Source organism: Sporosarcina sp. P37, from assembly GCF_002109365.1.
Lineage (GTDB): Bacteria > Bacillota > Bacilli > Bacillales_A > Planococcaceae > Sporosarcina.
Window position 1 is genome coordinate 3045584 of sequence record NZ_CP015349.1, and the last position, 18240, is coordinate 3063823.

Genomic DNA, 18240 nt, shown 5'->3' on the forward strand with positions numbered 1-18240 from the left:
TAAATCCCGCAGGAGTCGGCCTTTTTCCGCTCCGGTCCACTCAAATGCTTTGCAAAGTATTTATTAAAAAATAGACATAAAAAAGCGTAAGGGAAAACTCCTTTACGCTTTTTTCATATTATGTCCCAGTCTCTTTTGTCATGAAGCCTCCATATCTGCTTCTTGTGAAATATACCGTCTCTTCCCCGCGTACATACCGCTTACAAATAGTATGGCTGCGATGACAAGAAACGTGTAAAGCGGCAATGTCCATGAACCTGAATAATCGTGAAGCGAACCGAACAGAACCGGTCCGACTGCCGCCAGCAGGTAGCCGATAGACTGTGCCATGCCGGAGATTGATGCTGCCTGTGCCGGAGTGCTGGTGCGCAATGTAAAGAACATCATTGCCAGTCCGAATGCGGAACCGCCTCCGAGGCCAATGAAAATCATCCACAGCGCTGTCAGACTTTCGCTGCCGAATTGTACACCTCCATAACCAATCAGATAACAGGCAAAAACGCCTATTACAAGTCCGCGTTGATCGTGCACTTTATCTGCAATCACTGGTATGATAAACATCATGGGCAATTGTGCGAGCTGAACGAGTGCAAGCATCCATCCAGCGGCCTCGTCCGTCATTCCGCCAGTTTGCAATACAACCGGAATCCATGATGCAGTCGTATAGAATAGAAAGGACTGCAGTCCCATGAAGACGGTGATGCTCCACGCCAGCGGTGAACGCAAGAGCGGCGCGGCGGGCTTCGTTTTCTTATTCTTTTGTGCCGTTTTGACAATTTCCTTTTTCTTTAGTATCTGGGGAATCCATACAATAATGGCCAGAAATGTGATGACACCCCATATTCCAAGCGCTCCCTGCCAGCCGTAGGAAGTCTGATTAGCAATTGGAGCTGCGATGCCTGAAGCCAGAGTTGCGGATATGCTCATTGACACTGAATACAGTCCTGTCATCAATCCGATATGTAAAGGGAAACTGAGTTTGAGAAGACTCGGCAGGAGTACGTTTGCAAAAGCGATTCCTACTCCGATTAAAAATGTGCCGATCAGCAGCAGCGTACTGTTGCCGATGGAACGCATAATGATTCCGAGCAATAAAATGATCATCGAATAGAAAAGTGTTCGGGATAATCCGTAACGTTTTGCTAAACGCGGCGTAAAAGGTGATACAATGGCGAATGCCAGTAATGGGATCGTAGTCAGAAATCCTGCCAGCGAATTGGTAATCTGCAGCTGGTCACGGATGTTTCCGATGATAGGTCCTACCGAAGTAAGCGGTGAACGGATCGTGGCGGCTAAAAACAAAATGCCCGCCAGCAATATCCACTGACTTTTCGGGAAATGCAAATGTTTACTAGGTCGTTCTTTTTCCATCTTGAAGCCTCCTGTATTCCTTGAAGATTATTCTGAGAAGTATGCAGCTGAATCAGCAGAAAGGAGATTCCTTTGTGGAGTACTTGCTCATAGTCTTTATAAATGTTATCACACCGATGCTCATTTTATTAGCAATTGGCGTGGTATTGCAAATAAAGTTTACTTTTAATGTGAAAGCACTGGGGAATATTTTAACATACTGTCTGATTCCCGCTGCTGTTTTCATGAATTTATATCACACGGTTATTGATGTGGAAGTTTTAGTGGATGTATTACTCTTTGTTCTATTATTCTCAACTTGTTTACTAATTACAGGTCATTTTTTCAGTAAAATTCTGCGCCTTAACCGTCAGCAGACGGCCGTGATGAAGAACAGCATCGTCCTGATCAACTCAGGAAACTATGGATTGCCTGTCAGCCAGCTGGTCTTCCATGCCGATCCGCTCGGAGTTTCGATACAAATTGTCCTGATCGTCTATCAAAACCTGCTGACTTATTCATATGGCCTGTATAACCTGGTTGCCTCAACTCAATCGGGCACCGAGATTGTGAAGCAGTTTCTCAGGATGCCGATTATTCATGCGCTTTGGCTTGGAGCGCTGCTCAATCTGGCAGATATAAGGCTGCCCCAATTTGTTGAGCTGCCGATCAGCCATCTTTCGGATGCTTTCATTGCCATCGCATTAATCACGCTGGGCGCACAGTTGGCGCAAATTCAAGTGAAGTCGCTGTGGAACCGCCTCATTTTCCTCAGTGCGCTTGGCCGTCTTATCATTTCACCAGTTGCGGCGCTGTTATTAATTTTGCTGTTACAGATAGACGGTGTAACAGCGCAGTCATTGTGGATCGCAAGCTCGTTTCCTACGTCAAGGAACAGTTCCACGCTGGCGCTTGAATACGATGTAGAATCCGAACTTGCGGCCCAAATTGTACTTTTTAACACTGTAGCCAGCAGTTTTACAGTAGGTGTAGTGATTTATCTTTCGTCTTTATTGTTTGGGTAGGGGAATGGAAAGGCCTGCAAGACTGAAGGACAAAGAAACGCCAGCAGTCATGCGGGCTTCTGTTCATAATGATATCTTAATAATGTTGTACATTAAGAAAGTGTATATAATCACTAGTTTTAATAGATATATAAACATTGATATTATAAGATTTGCAAAATAATAAGAATATTTATTATTGTTCATAAAGATTTGAAAGCCATTTACGTGAAGAGGCTAATAAGACTTCCTTTATTCATGTAAAAGCAGCAATCATCAAATTTTCTAGTTTTTATGACTTTCCATTAAAGGATTCATTTCTAGATAAGTTATCATTAATTGAATTTCTTGTTGCGTTAAAGCGCCCGTTAGTTGAATTACATTGCTGAACTCCTGAAATGGGTTGTCTTTCTATACGGAAAAGAACATTTCATCATCTTATGCAGGAAGTTTAGGAATTCGTGAAATTGGTGACGTGGCAAATGAAGTAGTATTAAATGAGATATTAAATACTAAGACGGTTCTTACACGATAATCCTATTATTAAACCTACATTATTTAATATATACTTAATATGTTAACGTGAACCGTAAAAATGTAGATAATTATTTTGTGACTTAGAGGGGGATCACCCATGGAAGTATCTGTGCGAAAAAAAGCAGCAAAAATATTTACTGATAGATGGAAAGACAAAGGAGACGAAAAACAACATACGCAATCATTTTGGCTTGAATTATTAAATGAAGTATATGGGGTTAGCAACCCGACAGGATATATTAACTTTGAATTACCTGTAAGAAATATGAAAACAAGAAACTTCATTGATGGGTATATCGAAAAAACTAAAGTACTTATCGAGCAAAAAAGCTCTCATATCAATCTTGATAAAGGCGAAAGACAATCAGATGGCTCTATTTTAAACCCATATCAGCAAGCTTTTCGATATAACAACCATCAACCTTATAACAAGAAAGCCCGATGGATTATTGTGTCAAACTTTCAGGAAATTAGAATTCACGACATGAACAATCCATATGGAACACCAGCGGTCATTCAATTAACCGATTTGAGTAAAGAATATTATCGCCTAGATTTTTTAATTGATAAAACAAACGAAGATATTGAAAAAGAAACGAAAGTGTCTATTAAAGCTGGTGGGCTAATAGGCGAAATTTATAGTGAGTTATTAGAGCAATATAACGAACCTGACAATCCAAATACACTTGAAAGCATCAATGTTTTATCTGTTAGATTAGTCTTTTGTTTTTATGCGGAAGATGCCGGGTTATTTGGCCGTAAAGGGGCTTTCCGTGATTATTTGGAAGAAGTGCCTGCACTTTACTTTAGAAGAGCAATTATTGACTTATTTGAAGTTTTAGATACTCCAGAAGCTGAGCGTGATCCATATATAGGGGATAAATTAGGCTCTTTTCCATATGTCAATGGGGGGTTATTTGAGGAGCGAAATATTGAAATACCAAATTTTACAGAACATTTGAGAGAATTGATATTAAAGAATGCTACAAGTGATTTTGATTGGTCTGAGATTAGCCCAACTATTTTTGGTAGTGTATTTGAATCAACACTGAATCCAGAACAGCGTCGAGAAGGCGGAATGCATTACACATCAATTGAAAATATACACAAAGTCATTGACCCGTTATTTTTAAATGATTTAAAGGAAGAACTCGCCCTGATCCAACAAATGAAGCAAATAAATAGACAAAGACAACGGGCTTTGGAATTTCAAGATAAACTAGCAAATATGCAATTTTTAGATCCGGCTTGTGGTTCGGGAAATTTCCTAACTGAAACATATTTGTCTCTTAGAGAACTAGAAAATCAAGTTTTTACAATTATCTATGGAGATAGTCCAAGACTGGATGTAGTTGATGATTTCATTAAAGTTTCGCTAGACCAATTTTACGGCATAGAAATTAATGATTTCGCCGTTTCGACAGCAAAAACGGCTCTTTGGATTGCCGAGTCGCAGATGTTCGAAAAGACAAAGGAATTAGTCTATTCAAATGCAGAGTTTTTCCCTTTAAAATTATATATCAATATTATTGAAGGAAATGCTCTAACAATGAATTGGAATACCGTCATTGACAAACGAGATTTAGATTATATTATAGGCAACCCACCATTTTTCGGCGCACGATTGATGTCATCGGAACAAACTGATGAGATAAAAGAAATATTCGATGTACAAACTGGATCTGGTAACTTAGATTATGTATCAGGTTGGTATCGAAAAGCAGCTGAATATATCCAATATTCAGCTATAAAATGTGCTTTTGTTTCTACAAATTCAATTACACAAGGTCAACAAGTAGCTGTTTTATGGGAGTCATTAATAAACGACTATGATACCGTGATTAACTTTGCCTATCGTACATTTAAATGGGAAAGTGAAGCCTCAAATAAAGCAGCTGTTCATTGTGTAATCATAGGTTTTAGTACCTTAAAAGGTGAACAATCTGATAAAGTCATTTATCAAGATGATGCTGCACAAGTCGTAAAGCATATTAATCCCTATTTGCTAGAAGCACCCAATGTCTTGGTTCATAGTCGAACTACTCCATTAAGTGATGTTCCAGATATAGGTATAGGAAATAAACCAATTGACGATGGTAATTATCTATTTACTAAAGAAGAAATGGATGCTTTTATATCTGAAGAACCCCAGAGTAAAAAATGGTTTAGACCATGGTATGGTGCCAGAGAGTTTATCAATAAAGATCCCAGATATTGTCTATGGGTCGGGGAGGCTTTACCAAATGAATTAAGAGCAATGTCTAAAGTACTTGAAAGAGTAAAAGCAGTACGTGAGTACCGTCTGGCGAGTAAAAGTAAAGGAACTCGTAAAATTGCAGATACTCCAACTCGTTTCCACGTTGAAAATATCCCGACAAGTGATTATTTATTGATTCCAAGCGCATCATCAGAAAATCGTCGCTATATTCCAATTGGTTATATGGATAAAAATAGCATGGCAAGTAATTTGGTTTTAATAATGCCAGAGGCTGATCTCTATACTTTTGGAGTAATGACTTCAAATGTCCATATGGCATGGTTAAGAACAGTTGGTGGACGGTTAAAATCTGATTATAGATATTCAAAGAATATCGTTTATAATAATTTTCCATGGCCAAATGCTACCGAAAAACAAAAAGAATTAATTTCTAAAACTGCTCAAACGATTTTAGATGTTCGAGCAAAATATCCTGAATCATCCTATGCTGATTTATACAATGAGGCATCAATGCCACCTGATTTAAGAAAAGCGCATCAAAATAATGATCGGGCCGTCATGGTGGCTTATGGTATGGAAATTGGGCCCACGACAGAAGCTGATGCGGTAGCTCACCTATTTAAACTTTATAAAAAATTCAGCACTGAGTAAGAGGAATACTTGTAATCCACATTTAAAACAAGACGACCGTATTACTGGTCGTCTTATCCAACTCTTGCACCCGTTAATGGTACACCCACGAATACGATTCATTTATATTTGGCGTTTATATCACTTCCACTCAAGTCATCCAATATTAAATATGCCTCAATAATACCCATAATAAGTTCATAAACCATCTAGTAATTCAAATCTACACAATAAAATGTACCTCCACAAATTATAAATTTTAGTAAATCACGAATTTATGTACATAATTAAAGTAAAAGAGAATTTTTATGTACAATAAGCTAATTATGTACACTCGTAAAACATTCGAAGTCCTTATATTTTTCTTTAAAGACAAGTAACTTATAATTTAAGTACATAGTATTTTATTGAGATACCCAATGAATGGTAACCAATCCAATCCCAACATTTGTCCAGAATATGTCCATCTGTCGGCAGCTTTAAACCTATCAATCTAAATGGTAAATATTCGTATTGAAAATTTGTCGAATCATGCTATACTGATAGCATTCAGTTAAATAAGACTCATATAATCACGGGAATATGGCCCGTAAGTTTCTACCGGTTTACCGTAAATGAACCGCCTATGGGGAGAATGAAAAGCAGCTTTTTTTGTCGTTTGACGGAAAAATGCTTTTTCATTTTTACAAGCGTACACGCCGCTCTCTCATAGTGTTATATGGGAGTAGGGCGTATACGCTTTTTTTATTCGTAAAATTGAAGGGAGCACAACAGCGTGGAGTTGCTAAAAGACAAGATTCGACAAGAAGGTAAAGTATTATCGGAAGAGGTACTGAAGGTTGATTCATTTTTGAATCATCAAATCGATCCATTACTGATGCAGGAAATCGGCAAAGAGTTCGTGCGACGTTTCAGCGAACATAACATCACGAAAATCATCACGATTGAATCTTCAGGAATTGCTCCTGCAACAATGGCGGGAATGATTTTAGGGGTGCCTGTAGTGTTTGCCAGAAAACGCAAATCTTTAACGCTGACGGATCATTTGTACTCCGCAAAAGTGTATTCATTCACAAAGAAAGAAACCAGTGATATTTCGGTTTCAAAAGATTTCATAACGAAAGAAGATACCGTGCTGTTAATTGATGATTTCCTTGCAAATGGTCAAGCGGCACTTGGGCTGATAGATATTGCACAACAGGCGGGGGCGACAATCGCGGGAGTTGGAATTGTCATTGAAAAATGTTTTCAGCAAGGCGGAGACTTGATACGTAAAACAGGAGTGCGCCTGGAATCATTGGCAGAGCTTCAATCTCTGCAGAACGGCCAGGTCCAGTTCGTCGGGGAGGAAACTGACTGATGAAAACTACGCTTCTTGGTTTTCAGCATTTACTGGCAATGTATGCAGGTGCAGTATTGGTGCCGCTCATCGTTGGAACGCAGATTGGGTTAACGCCGACACAGCTTACTTATCTGGTTTCAATTGATATATTGATGTGCGGTGTAGCGACCTTGTTACAAATATCACGCAATAAGTATTTTGGAATCGGATTGCCCGTTGTTCTAGGCTGTACGTTCACAGCAGTCGGTCCGATGATTTTAATTGGCAATGACTATGGTATATCCGCAATTTACGGTGCGGTTATGGCTTCGGGGGCAATTATCTTTGTAATCAGCCGATTTTTCGGAAGTCTTGTGAAGTTTTTCCCTCCAATCGTCACTGGTTCCGTTGTGACGATCATCGGAATCACTTTAATTCCTGTTGCCATCAATAATATGGGCGGCGGACAGGGTGCCGAGGATTTCGGTTCGATGACCAATATCAGTTTGGCTTTCGGTACGTTATTATTCATCGTGCTGATGTTCAGGTTCACGTCAGGATTTATGCAGTCCATTGCAATTCTGCTAGGGCTGGTCGGCGGTACGCTTGCAGCAGTATTACTCGGTATTGTGGACTTTTCGAATGTGCAGGATGCTTCTTACGTGCATATGGTGATGCCGTTTTATTTGGCAACACCGACATTCCACTTCCTGCCCATTGCGATTATGACACTCGTGGCAATGGTGTCACTTGTGGAATCAACAGGTGTATATTTTGCACTCGGTGATATTTGTGAAGAAGAAATTGATCAGAAAAAATTGGAAAGAGGGTATCGTGCGGAAGGGCTGGCTTCAGTGATCGGCGGTATTTTCAACGCTTTCCCTTATACAACGTTCTCTCAAAATGTCGGTCTGATGCAGTTATCCGGTGTGAAGTCACGCCGTGTGATATTGGTGACGGCTATTATGCTGATTTCACTGGGCTTTCTGCCAAAAGTTGCTGCACTGGCAACGATCATCCCCAATGCGGTTCTTGGCGGGGCGATGGTGGCAATGTTCGGAATGGTCGTCTCGCAAGGAATCAAGATGCTCAGTCCTGTCATTTCGATAAGTCAGGACAATGCAATGATCGTCGCATGTTCTGTCGGCATCGGCCTTGGCGTTGCAGTAGTGCCGGATCTGTTTAATGAATTACCGAAAAACTTGCAAATTTTAACAAGCAACGGAATTGTGCTCGGCAGTATTACAGCGATCTTCCTGAATATCATTTTCAATATGATGCCTTCTAAGAAAAGACAAGCTGCTGAAAAAGCTGACACTCCAAAAACGATGCCTCTTAGCATGAAAGAAGGACCGGCTTCTGTTCTGGCAAGCGCAACAGCAGACCATAAATAACTAAAGCGGTTGGGACATAAGCAGGTAATCCAGTGTGATTTCCCATTTTAAAATTAACACCGCGTAAAACCAGAGTTCGTACAACTTGGTTTTACGCGGTTTTTTTATTTGAGTGCGTGCAGCCTCAAACTCTTTTATATCGCTTACACCCGATGCTCTTCATAACGGTGCGGCACGGTCGCTTTTATTAACTGTTTCAATATCTCGGGGTCTATCGGTGTGTCATATGCCTGCAATGACTCCCGCAGCTGCTCCGGCGTTCTGGAGCCGATCAGCGCAGAGGCTGCAACAGGCTCTTTAAGCGCGAAGGCAAGGGCATAGGCATGCAGGTTATCGGTTTGATCAAAAAGTGTTTTTAGGGTTTGCTGCAAATCTGACGATGTATAAGACGCGAAACCGTCAGTTTTCTGTATGCGCTTCATTCCTTCTGCTGTCAGTAATCCTTTTGCCAATGTTCCGCGTGTGACAACAGACGCGCCGTGTTCTGCAATCAGCGGGAAATACTCTTCAGGACGGCGGTCTAACAAATTATATTGCATCATGACAGAAACGCCATTACTGCTGCGCAGGAAACGGTCGATGACAGCCGGCCGAATGCTTGATATGCCGTATTCACGAATGACACCTTCTTTCTTCAGCGTCTCAAACGCCTCAATTGTTTCATCCGCATCGTCTTCCATTGTACCGCCATGGAGCTGGTACAGGTCGATATAATCAAGCTGCAGCCGCTGCAGGCTCTGTTTAACCGCGTCCATAATATGTTCTTTGGAGGGATCCCATGTCCAAGACTCCCCTTCAGATGTCCACTTATTTCCCGCTTTTGTTGCAATGACCAGATCCTGACGCTTTTCTTTCAGCACGTTTCCTATAAGTTCTTCGTTCGTTCCTTTATCATACAGATCTGCTGTATCAAAGTAGTTGATGCCGCTCTCGATCGCTTCGTCCAGGACTGAACGAGCCGCCTCGAGTTCGGCCGGCAGCGACATGCATCCTAAACCGAGTTCAGAAACAAGCAGATCACTGGAACCGATTGTACGCTTCTTCATGTGCTTCACTCCTTTAGCTTTCATGGTACAATGAAAGCAGGAAAGAAAACCAATGGAAAGGGTTGGGTGCTGAATGAAGTTTGAAGAACGGACCCTCTCAACAAAACAGATATTTGCAGGCAAAATCATTTCGCTGCAAGTGGATGAAGTAGAACTGCCTGATGGAAAACTTGCGAAAAGAGAGTTAGTGAAACACCCTGGTGCCGTTGCAATTATCGCCTTGACTGAAGATAAAAAGATCGTGCTGGTGGAACAGTTCAGAAAGGCGCTCGAACGAACGATGCTGGAGATTCCCGCTGGTAAAATCGAACCCGGTGAAGAGCCGGAACTCACCGCCAGACGGGAACTGGAAGAAGAGACCGGATACCGTGCAAAATCATTCAAATATTTGCAGACATTCTCCACGTCTCCCGGATTTGCCGATGAAATTATTCACTTGTACATAGCGGAGAATCTCGTTAGAATTGAACATCCTGCAGCCGGCGATGAAGATGAATTCATCGAAGTGCTGGAAGTATCCGTAAAAGAAGCGGAAGAACTGATTGCGAACGAACGGATTTATGATGCCAAGACAGTTGCTGCAGTCTGGTATGTAAAAAACCTATAAATGATTGAGCTATTTTAGATCGGACAAGCATATGTTGTAGAAACGATGCGGAGGTGTCCTATTTATGGCTCGATCATTGTCTTTTATCTATTTGTTCGTTATACTCGCAATCAGTTATATAGGAGGAGCTTTATTATTCAGGGAGTGGCCGGTCACTTCACTTGAACAGATCGTCGGTTTATACGATCAGCGTGTAGTAATGGGAGCTGAAGCGGCTTTATGGTCACCTGTAGCTGTGACATTGAGCTTTGTAGTGCTCGCCATCATTCTGTCAAAATATAAAAGGGTCCGTTTTATGACTATGTTTCTAGGTGCGGTTAAATGCACCCTTTTTGGCTTGTCGTCCACCTATTTACTGTCGACAGGCTTGAAACTGTTAACGTACACGGTTTGGTGGTTCCCATTCCAGCTGATCAGCTGTTTGCTGTTCCTTATATTATGCACAGTGCTGAACCCGCCATTTTTTGTCGCACCGGCCGTCAGGAAAGACCGTCCGCTAACGGCAGTGCCGCTTCTGATTGGCTTACTGCTGATCACGCAGCTGCTGGAACTATCGGTCTTTCATTTCATAAAGTAATTTCCTCTATACCACATTATGAACGGAACGTTTCCTTTCTATTGTCATCTGGAACGACAGTTTGGTATAATGGAATCAATTTGAGGGGGGCGTCGTATGGAGAGCCGAATTGAACGAATCAAGAAGCAATTGCACGGGGCCAGCTACAAGTTGACGCCTCAGCGTGAAGCGACTGTAGCAGTTCTTCTGGAAAATGAAGAAGACCATTTAAGTGCAGAAGACGTTTTCTTGCTTGTGAAAGAAAAAGCACCCGATATCGGTCTTGCGACTGTATATCGCACATTGGAATTATTAACCGAACTGAAGGTTGTCGATAAAATTAACTTTGGAGATGGTGTGGCGCGCTATGACTTGCGTGAGGAAGGGGCAGCCCGTTTCCACCATCACTTGATTTGCCTTGAATGCGGAACAGTCGATGAAATTCAGGAAGACTTACTTGGCGAAGTGGAAAAAGTCGTGGAAGGCCGGTATGGATTCACGGTGAAAGATCACTGGCTGACATTTCACGGGATTTGTAAACGCTGTAAAGCCAAGGATGAACAGCCAGAGAAAGAAAATGACGACAAAGGGATGGCCTAAGCGCTGTCCTTTTTTAGTTTTTACATAGAAAGGAGGCTGCGTCATGAAAGATGCAAAGTTTGCTTTAGAAGATTATGTGCATTTTCTCACTGTGGAAAGGCAGCTCGCTCAAAATACAGTAAAATCGTATGAGCGAGATCTCACAGCCTACTTGAGATTCATAGAAAGCCTGTCAGTGGAAACACTTGATGCGATTGATCGGGCAACAGTTCTGCAATATTTACAGAAACTGAAAGACAGCGGGAAATCGAGCCGCACATTATCCAGGCATATTTCGTCCATTCGTTCTTTCCATCAATTTTTAGTGAGAGAGCAAGTGACTACGCATGATTGTACAATTCATATCGAATTGCCGAAAATCGAACAAAAATTGCCGGATATTCTTTCCATTCCTGAAATAGAGCGGCTGATTGACGCGGTAGATGGCAACACTTTTCAAGGAATGCGTGATATTGCGTTACTGGAATTGTTATATGGAACAGGAATGAGGGTAAGTGAATTGATAGCGATTGATTTGGCTGATCTTCACCTGACAATGGGGTTTGTCCGGGTTTTTGGAAAAGGAAGCAAGGAGCGGATTGTGCCGCTGGGACGCGGAGCGGTTGAGGCCTGCACAAAATATCTGAATGAAGCCCGGCCCGGCCTGACCGGTGATACGGAAGCATTATTCCTCAACATGCATGGAAGACGGCTGACGAGACAGGGCTGCTGGAAAATCCTGAAAGAGGCAGGGGAGAAGGCGTACATTCAAAAAGCCATTACTCCACATTTATTGCGGCATTCATTCGCCACTCATTTGATTGAAAACGGAGCCGACTTGCGCGCGGTTCAGGAAATGCTCGGTCATGCGGACATTTCTACTACACAGCTGTATACGCATGTCAGCAAAAAACGCCTGAAAGATGTGTATAGCATGTACCATCCCCGGGCGTAAACTATTATTACTGGAGGTTTTTATATGGAAAAATTACGTTATAACCGGATTCATTTAATCGTGCTTGATTCAGTAGGCATTGGCGAAGCACCGGACGCGGAGGCATTCGGCGACGTCGGCTCCAATACTCTCGGCCATATCGGTGAAGAAATGGATGGGCTGAATATGCCGAACCTTGAACGTCTGGGACTTGCTAATATTGCACCGATAAAAGGACTTTCACCGCAAAAAGAAGCACAGGCGTATTATACCAAAATGGAAGAAGCATCTGTCGGGAAAGATACGATGACGGGGCACTGGGAGATTATGGGCTTGCTGATCGATAAGCCGTTTAAAGTGTATCCAAATGGCTTCCCGAAAGAATTGATCGATGAGCTTGAACTGAAGACCGGCAGAAAAGTTATCGGCAATAAACCGGCCAGCGGAACTGAAATTATCGAAGAACTCGGTGAGGAGCATATGCAGACCGGTGCAATCATTGTCTATACATCGGCGGACCCTGTAATGCAGATCGCAGCACATGAAGATGTCATTCCCATTGAAGAGCAGTACCGCATTTGTGAAATCGCCAGGGAACTTACATTGCAGCCGGAATACCTCGTTGGCCGCATCATTGCACGTCCGTTCATCGGGGAGCCTGGTGCGTTCACGCGCACAACAAACCGTCATGACTATGCATTGAAGCCATTTGGAAAAACGGTGATGAACGAATTAAAGGATGGCGGCTACGACGTTATCGCAATCGGCAAAATCGCTGATATTTATAACGGTGAAGGGATAACGGAAGCTGTGCGCACGACAGGAAATATGGACGGCGTGGACAAGCTGGTATCCGTGATGCAAAAAGAATTTGAAGGTTTGAGTTTTGTCAATTTGGTGGACTTCGATGCCCTCTACGGACACCGGAGAGACCCGATCGGCTATGGTAAAGCGCTTGAGGAATTCGATGCGCGCATGCCGGAAATTTTGGCAGCGTTGAAACCGAATGATTTGTTAATCATCACTGCAGATCACGGCAATGACCCGATTCATGAAGGAACAGATCATACGAGAGAGTACGTGCCGCTGCTCGTTTATTCACCGTCCCATAACGGAGGGGGCAGCCTGCCGATCCGCAAGACATTCTCAGATATCGGCGCAACGATTGCGGATAACTTCAGAGTGAACAGACCCGAGCACGGCGAAAGTTTTTTATCTTCAGTAGCCGGGGAGGACTGACATCATGATGCGTATGGTAGATATCATTGAAAAAAAGCGTGACGGCGAAGAACTGTCCAAACAAGAAATTGAGTTTTTCGTGACAGGATATACTGACGGCACAATTCCTGATTACCAGGCAAGCGCCTTTCTGATGGCCATTTATTTCCGAAAAATGACAGCGGAAGAACAAGGTCATTTGACGATGGCTATGTCGGAATCAGGCGATCAGATTGATCTGTCTGCTATAGAAGGCGTGAAAGTGGATAAACACTCTACCGGCGGCGTAGGAGATACAACGACGCTAATTCTCGCACCTCTTGTGGCTGCATGCGGTGTGCCCGTTGCTAAAATGAGCGGCCGCGGTCTCGGTCATACCGGGGGAACGCTTGATAAGCTGGAGGCGATTGAAGGTTTCCATGTAGAAATTTCAACCGAACAATTTATTCAGCAAGTGAATGATTTGAAAATCGCTGTCATTGGACAAAGCGGCAATTTAACGCCGGCAGATAAAAAGCTGTACGCGCTGCGGGATGTCACAGCGACAGTAAACAGCATTCCGCTTATCGCGAGCTCTATTATGAGTAAAAAGCTTGCGGCGGGTGCGGACGCTATTGTATTGGATGTGAAAACCGGTGCCGGAGCATTCATGAAGACGCTGGAAGACTCAAAGCAGCTAGCTGACGCCATGACGGCGATCGGCAATGAAGTCGGCCGAAATACAAGTGCAGTCATTTCGGATATGAGTCAGCCGCTCGGATTTGCAATTGGAAACGCGCTTGAAGTAAAAGAGGCGATTGATACGCTGAAAGGAAAAGGTCCGGCTGATTTGACAGAGCTCTGTCTGGTGCTCGGCAGTAAAATGCTGCTCGCTGCAAACAAAGCGAAAATCGAAGAAGATGCCCGCGCACAATTACAGACTGTCATGGAAAATGGAGATGCGCTGCGTTTGTTCGGTTCGCTGATCAAAGCACAGGGCGGCAATGCAGACGTGGTGGATAACACGAGTCTGTTGCCGCAAGCCCGGTATCAGATCGAGGTTCCTGCTGTAAAGAGCGGCTATGTATCGGCAATCGACGCTGACGAAGTAGGGGTAGCCGCAATGCTCTTGGGCGCAGGGCGTGCGACGAAAGAAGACGTAATTGATTTGGCTGTCGGAATTGTGCTGTGCAAGAAAATTGGTGACTATGTGGAAAAAGGAGAAGCGCTCGCCATACTGCATACCAACAAACAGCACGCAGAAGATTCAATAAATCTTCTTAAGGAACATATGCATATATCATCAGAGAAAACAGCGGCACCGCCTTTAATATATTCATTGTAATACAGAAAAGCCATGTGTCTGAAAGGTTTCAGGAAATTGAACCTTTCAGAACACATGGCTTTTTTGTTGTCTATGTGTAAAAACGATTTTGACTGTACATACTCTTGTGTAGCCCGGCGGGAGTGATGATATAACGTCGCTGATGATGCTCAGACGACGGCGAATCGTTCGCCAAGGACTGCCTGGCCTGTTCACATTACTTCGCTGTCCGCCTGCAAAGCACTTCAATTGGAAAGGGATAGAACAAACGGTGACGTAGTTTTACATGATGCTTTTTCCTGAACTGTAATTGCGGTCATGGTCATTTCCGAGTGGCATCTTCTTAAAAAATCTCTGTCACAACGTAAGAAGTTTTAGGGATGGATGACTAGTTTTGTCAAAACTAAAGGATATGGGTTCTAAATGTGCGACAATGCCTTCATGAAGGAGGCGTATCCACAAATGGCAACTATTACACAACTGGAAAATGGCATCGTGCTAATCACACTCGCAGGTGAATTGGACAATCACGAAGCCAATCAAATTAGAGAAGAAGTATCTACCGCTATATTCACAGGAAGTACACGTGCTATCATCTGGGACCTATGTCAATTGGGATTCATGGACAGCGCAGGAATCGGACTCATACTCGGAAGAATGCGCGACCTCGTCCCCGTCAATGGAGAAACACTTATATTGAACCCTTCTCCGACAATGGAGAAACTATTCCAATTCTCAGGACTGGGTGATGCCATCAGAAACTGTACAGTCGAAGAAGCAATCGACGAAATCGGAGGGGTTGTACATGAAAAATGAATTGACCTTATCGTTTCTGGCGATAGAACAAAATGAGGCGCTTGCAAGGATGGCGCTTACTTGCTTTATTGCCCCGCTGGATCCGACGCTGGAAGAACTGTCAGAATTCAAAACAATCGTTTCAGAAGCTGTCACCAATGCGATTATTCATGGCTATGAATGTGACGGTAAAAGCATGGTAACCATCCGCGCGACGATTGACGACCGCTCTGTGAAAATGACTGTCGAAGATGAAGGCATGGGAATATTCGACGTAGAGCAAGCGATGGAGCCGATGTTTACAACCAAGCCGCAAATGGAGCGTTCGGGTATGGGCTTTACCATTATGGAAAGTTTCTCGGATTGTATCCGTGTAGATTCTACCCTTGGAAACGGGACTATCGTGACGTTTGAGAAGAGTTTTTCTCCCGTCACAGAAGTAAGTAGAATGAGGTGACGTATGGAAGCATCTGTTGAGAAGCAACACGCTCTATTGTCACAAGAAAAAATGCGGGAGCTCATCAAAGAATCACAAGCGGGTGACAAAGAAGCCAGACGAATGATGGTGGAAGGAAATACGAGACTGGTATGGTCCATCGTTCAACGCTTCGCTTCGCGTGGTGCGGATTTAGAAGATTTATTTCAAATTGGCTGTATCGGCTTGATGAAATCAATAGATAAGTTCGATCTTTCGTATGAAGTGAAGTTTTCAACGTATGCAGTACCGATGATTGTAGGGGAAATTCAGCGGTATCTCCGCGATGACGGCATGGTGAAAGTCGGCCGGACAATCCGGGAACTGAGTTATAAGATACGTCACGCAACGGATGACTTTATTAAGAAAAATGGCCGTTCACCGTCAATCTCAGAAGTGGCGGAAGTGCTGGAAGTGAAGCTGGAAGACATTATTTTGGCGTCTGATGCACTGCGGGACCCTGCTTCTCTCAATGAACAGCTGTATGAAAGTGACGGCGACAGTCTGACACTGATGGATCAGCTCCGTGACGACCGCTCGGAACGCGTCTTCGACCATATTCCGTTGCGCGATGTGATTACACGCTTGAATAAACGCGATCAGACGATCATCTATATGCGTTACTATCTTGACTACACACAAAGTGATATTGCCAAACGGATCGGAATATCGCAAGTGCAAGTATCACGTTTGGAAAAGAAGATTTTATCACAAATGAAAACTTGGATGGGTGCGGATGCGGAAGAAGCACTCGAGAAGGTGAGGAGACCATAATTTGACCGAAAATCTATTTACGTCTATACGAGAAGGGGAACGGTGGTTCATCAGCCAGTTTGGCGAAGACGAAACATTTGATGCGACCAAACGGCTGATCCACCTGTGGGATAGAGAGATACTACTTCTGTATATGAACGGTTTAGTAGATGGAGAGGTCTTAACAACCTTACTGACAGAAATGCAGTACCGCAATGAATTGTATACAAGTAACACTGACGAAAATATTGACAAGGCTTTGATGGATTACTTCCCGTATCATGCGCTGGAAATAGTAAAAGACGAAGATTCGCTTGCCAAAGTAATACTGAGCGGTTTAGCTGTCTTTGTCATGAAAGACGGTTTTACATTTGCGCTGGATGTGCGTTCATACCCAGGGAGAAATCCTGAAGAACCCGATACGGAAAAAGTTATACGCGGTTCAAGAGATGGTTTTACAGAAAATATTCTGATGAACACATCATTGATCCGCAGACGTTTGCGGGCAACGGAACTGCGTTTTGAAATGCACGAAACGTCTGTAAAAGGCAAAACGGATATCGCGATCGCCTTTTTGAAAGGTGCTGCCAATGAAGAGCATTTGGATTTTGTCAGACAACGTCTTGATCAGTTAAAAACGGACGGACTGACGATGACCGATAAATCACTGGAAGAATTTCTATTCAAACAAGGCTTTCATCCGATGCCGTTTGTCCGTTATACCGAACGTGCCGATATTTGCGCAGCGCATCTGCTCGAAGGTCATATCGCGATTATCGTTGATACATCGCCTTCGGTCATATTGGTGCCTGTCACACTCGTCCATCATCTTCAGCACGCGGAAGAGTACAGGCAGGCGCCGCTGATTGGGACATTCATTCGTCTGGTGCGTTTTACGGGAACATTTTTCAGTCTCGTCATGCTGCCGTTCTGGTATTTGCTGTCGACGGAAAAACATTTCGTTCCGGAGGCAATTAAGTATATCGGACCAAATGAATGGGGGGAAGTCCCTCTGTTCGTGCAGCTGATGCTGGCGGATGTCGGTATTGAAATACTGCGTATGGCAGCGATTCATACGCCGACACCGCTGTCTACCGCAATGGGGCTAGTCGCCGCGATCGTCATCGGGCAAGTGGCGATTGACGTGGGGTTATTTTCTTCGGAAGTCGTGCTGTATGTGGCAGTCAGTGCAATTTTGACATTTGCGATACCTTCATTTGAATTAAGCATCACAACAAAAGTATTCCGTATTTTCTTATTGGTTTCGACGGCACTGCTTGGCGCTCCCGGCTTTTTCATTGCGTCTGCTGTAATTTATTACTATCTGTGTTCTTTAAAGCCAATGAATGTGCCGTATTTGTGGCCGTTTACCCCGTTCTTCCCGAAAGCGATGCTGCGTGTCTTAATTCGTTTCCCTATGACAATCGATGACCCTCGGCCGTTCATTACAGATTCACCGAATCGTGACAGGATGTCGTAAGCCGTTGTTCTGATTCTTGCATGCCGTTGCCACTATCCGT

The 18240-nt window shown here is 43.4% G+C and carries 16 protein-coding genes and 1 riboswitch; of the genes, 14 read left to right on the forward strand and 2 right to left on the reverse strand.

Annotated elements, in window-relative coordinates; genetic code table 11:
- Positions 1-138: 138 nt before the first annotated feature.
- Positions 139-1371: a CynX/NimT family MFS transporter gene (locus SporoP37_RS15160; RefSeq protein ID WP_081244468.1), complete on the reverse strand. Its 1233-nt coding sequence runs from the start codon at positions 1369-1371 to the stop codon at positions 139-141.
- 116 nt (positions 1372-1487) lie between these two features.
- On the opposite strand from SporoP37_RS15160, the gene SporoP37_RS15165 reads away from it, so the two are divergent.
- From SporoP37_RS15165 to SporoP37_RS15180, 4 genes are all read left to right on the forward strand, one after another.
- Positions 1488-2375, forward strand: coding sequence for an AEC family transporter (locus SporoP37_RS15165; protein WP_232329774.1), 888 nt, complete (start codon positions 1488-1490; stop codon positions 2373-2375).
- Between the two features lie 613 nt (positions 2376-2988).
- Positions 2989-5760, forward strand: coding sequence for a DNA methyltransferase (locus tag SporoP37_RS15170; protein WP_085431366.1), 2772 nt, complete (start codon positions 2989-2991; stop codon positions 5758-5760).
- 523 nt (positions 5761-6283) lie between these two features.
- Positions 6284-6385, forward strand: a riboswitch (purine riboswitch).
- Between the two features lie 129 nt (positions 6386-6514).
- Positions 6515-7099: a xanthine phosphoribosyltransferase gene (locus tag SporoP37_RS15175; RefSeq protein WP_081244470.1), complete on the forward strand. Its 585-nt coding sequence runs from the start codon at positions 6515-6517 to the stop codon at positions 7097-7099.
- Positions 7099-8454 carry a nucleobase:cation symporter-2 family protein gene (locus tag SporoP37_RS15180; RefSeq protein WP_085431367.1) on the forward strand — a complete coding sequence of 452 codons (1356 nt, stop codon included), beginning with the start codon at positions 7099-7101 and terminating at the stop codon, positions 8452-8454. Before SporoP37_RS15175 ends, SporoP37_RS15180 begins: the two co-directional genes overlap by 1 nt.
- Positions 8455-8597: 143 nt before the next feature.
- Here SporoP37_RS15180 and SporoP37_RS15185 read toward each other — a convergent pair whose 3' ends face one another.
- Complete coding sequence (locus SporoP37_RS15185; RefSeq protein ID WP_085431368.1) at positions 8598-9500, reverse strand: aldo/keto reductase; 903 nt, start codon at positions 9498-9500, stop codon at positions 8598-8600.
- 73 nt (positions 9501-9573) lie between these two features.
- Between SporoP37_RS15185 and SporoP37_RS15190 the strand changes: the two genes are divergently transcribed.
- From SporoP37_RS15190 to SporoP37_RS15235, 10 genes are all read left to right on the forward strand, one after another.
- Complete coding sequence (locus SporoP37_RS15190) at positions 9574-10107, forward strand: NUDIX hydrolase (RefSeq protein WP_081244473.1); 534 nt, start codon at positions 9574-9576, stop codon at positions 10105-10107.
- Between the two features lie 64 nt (positions 10108-10171).
- Positions 10172-10684 carry a hypothetical protein gene (locus SporoP37_RS15195; RefSeq protein WP_081244474.1) on the forward strand — a complete coding sequence of 171 codons (513 nt, stop codon included), beginning with the start codon at positions 10172-10174 and terminating at the stop codon, positions 10682-10684.
- Between the two features lie 96 nt (positions 10685-10780).
- Positions 10781-11263 (forward strand): ferric iron uptake transcriptional regulator, encoded by a 483-nt coding sequence (fur, locus tag SporoP37_RS15200; RefSeq protein WP_081244475.1) that lies wholly within the window; start codon positions 10781-10783, stop codon positions 11261-11263.
- 43 nt (positions 11264-11306) lie between these two features.
- Positions 11307-12197: a site-specific tyrosine recombinase XerD gene (gene xerD, locus SporoP37_RS15205; RefSeq protein ID WP_085431369.1), complete on the forward strand. Its 891-nt coding sequence runs from the start codon at positions 11307-11309 to the stop codon at positions 12195-12197.
- 24 nt (positions 12198-12221) lie between these two features.
- Entirely contained in the window at positions 12222-13415 is a 1194-nt protein-coding gene (gene deoB / locus SporoP37_RS15210) for a phosphopentomutase (protein ID WP_085431370.1), read from the forward strand.
- Between the two features lie 7 nt (positions 13416-13422).
- A complete protein-coding gene (locus SporoP37_RS15215) occupies positions 13423-14718 on the forward strand; it encodes a pyrimidine-nucleoside phosphorylase (RefSeq protein WP_085431836.1) in 1296 nt (431 codons plus the stop codon).
- 441 nt (positions 14719-15159) lie between these two features.
- The gene (locus tag SporoP37_RS15220) at positions 15160-15513 is read left to right on the forward strand and encodes an STAS domain-containing protein (protein WP_231293261.1); all 354 of its coding nucleotides are present in this window, start codon (positions 15160-15162) and stop codon (positions 15511-15513) included.
- A complete protein-coding gene (gene spoIIAB / locus SporoP37_RS15225; protein ID WP_081244479.1) occupies positions 15503-15949 on the forward strand; it encodes an anti-sigma F factor in 447 nt (148 codons plus the stop codon). Before SporoP37_RS15220 ends, spoIIAB begins: the two co-directional genes overlap by 11 nt.
- 3 nt (positions 15950-15952) lie before the next feature.
- Complete coding sequence (locus SporoP37_RS15230; protein ID WP_081244480.1) at positions 15953-16741, forward strand: SigF/SigG family RNA polymerase sporulation sigma factor; 789 nt, start codon at positions 15953-15955, stop codon at positions 16739-16741.
- A gap of 1 nt (position 16742) precedes the next feature.
- Positions 16743-18200, forward strand: a complete 1458-nt coding sequence (locus SporoP37_RS15235; protein WP_085431371.1) for a spore germination protein — start codon at positions 16743-16745, stop codon at positions 18198-18200.
- The last annotated feature ends 40 nt before the right edge of the window (positions 18201-18240 follow it).

Coding starts and splice junctions, on each gene's coding strand:
- SporoP37_RS15160 (WP_081244468.1), bottom strand. CDS start 1,371: ATGGAAAAAGAACGACCTAGTAAACATTTGCATTTCCCGAAAAGTCAG.
- SporoP37_RS15165 (WP_232329774.1), top strand. CDS start 1,488: ATGCTCATTTTATTAGCAATTGGCGTGGTATTGCAAATAAAGTTTACT.
- SporoP37_RS15170 (WP_085431366.1), top strand. CDS start 2,989: ATGGAAGTATCTGTGCGAAAAAAAGCAGCAAAAATATTTACTGATAGA.
- SporoP37_RS15180 (WP_085431367.1), top strand. CDS start 7,099: ATGAAAACTACGCTTCTTGGTTTTCAGCATTTACTGGCAATGTATGCA.
- SporoP37_RS15185 (WP_085431368.1), bottom strand. CDS start 9,500: ATGAAGAAGCGTACAATCGGTTCCAGTGATCTGCTTGTTTCTGAACTC.
- SporoP37_RS15190 (WP_081244473.1), top strand. CDS start 9,574: ATGAAGTTTGAAGAACGGACCCTCTCAACAAAACAGATATTTGCAGGC.
- SporoP37_RS15195 (WP_081244474.1), top strand. CDS start 10,172: ATGGCTCGATCATTGTCTTTTATCTATTTGTTCGTTATACTCGCAATC.
- fur (WP_081244475.1), top strand. CDS start 10,781: ATGGAGAGCCGAATTGAACGAATCAAGAAGCAATTGCACGGGGCCAGC.
- xerD (WP_085431369.1), top strand. CDS start 11,307: ATGAAAGATGCAAAGTTTGCTTTAGAAGATTATGTGCATTTTCTCACT.
- deoB (WP_085431370.1), top strand. CDS start 12,222: ATGGAAAAATTACGTTATAACCGGATTCATTTAATCGTGCTTGATTCA.
- SporoP37_RS15215 (WP_085431836.1), top strand. CDS start 13,423: ATGCGTATGGTAGATATCATTGAAAAAAAGCGTGACGGCGAAGAACTG.
- SporoP37_RS15220 (WP_231293261.1), top strand. CDS start 15,160: ATGGCAACTATTACACAACTGGAAAATGGCATCGTGCTAATCACACTC.
- spoIIAB (WP_081244479.1), top strand. CDS start 15,503: ATGAAAAATGAATTGACCTTATCGTTTCTGGCGATAGAACAAAATGAG.
- SporoP37_RS15230 (WP_081244480.1), top strand. CDS start 15,953: ATGGAAGCATCTGTTGAGAAGCAACACGCTCTATTGTCACAAGAAAAA.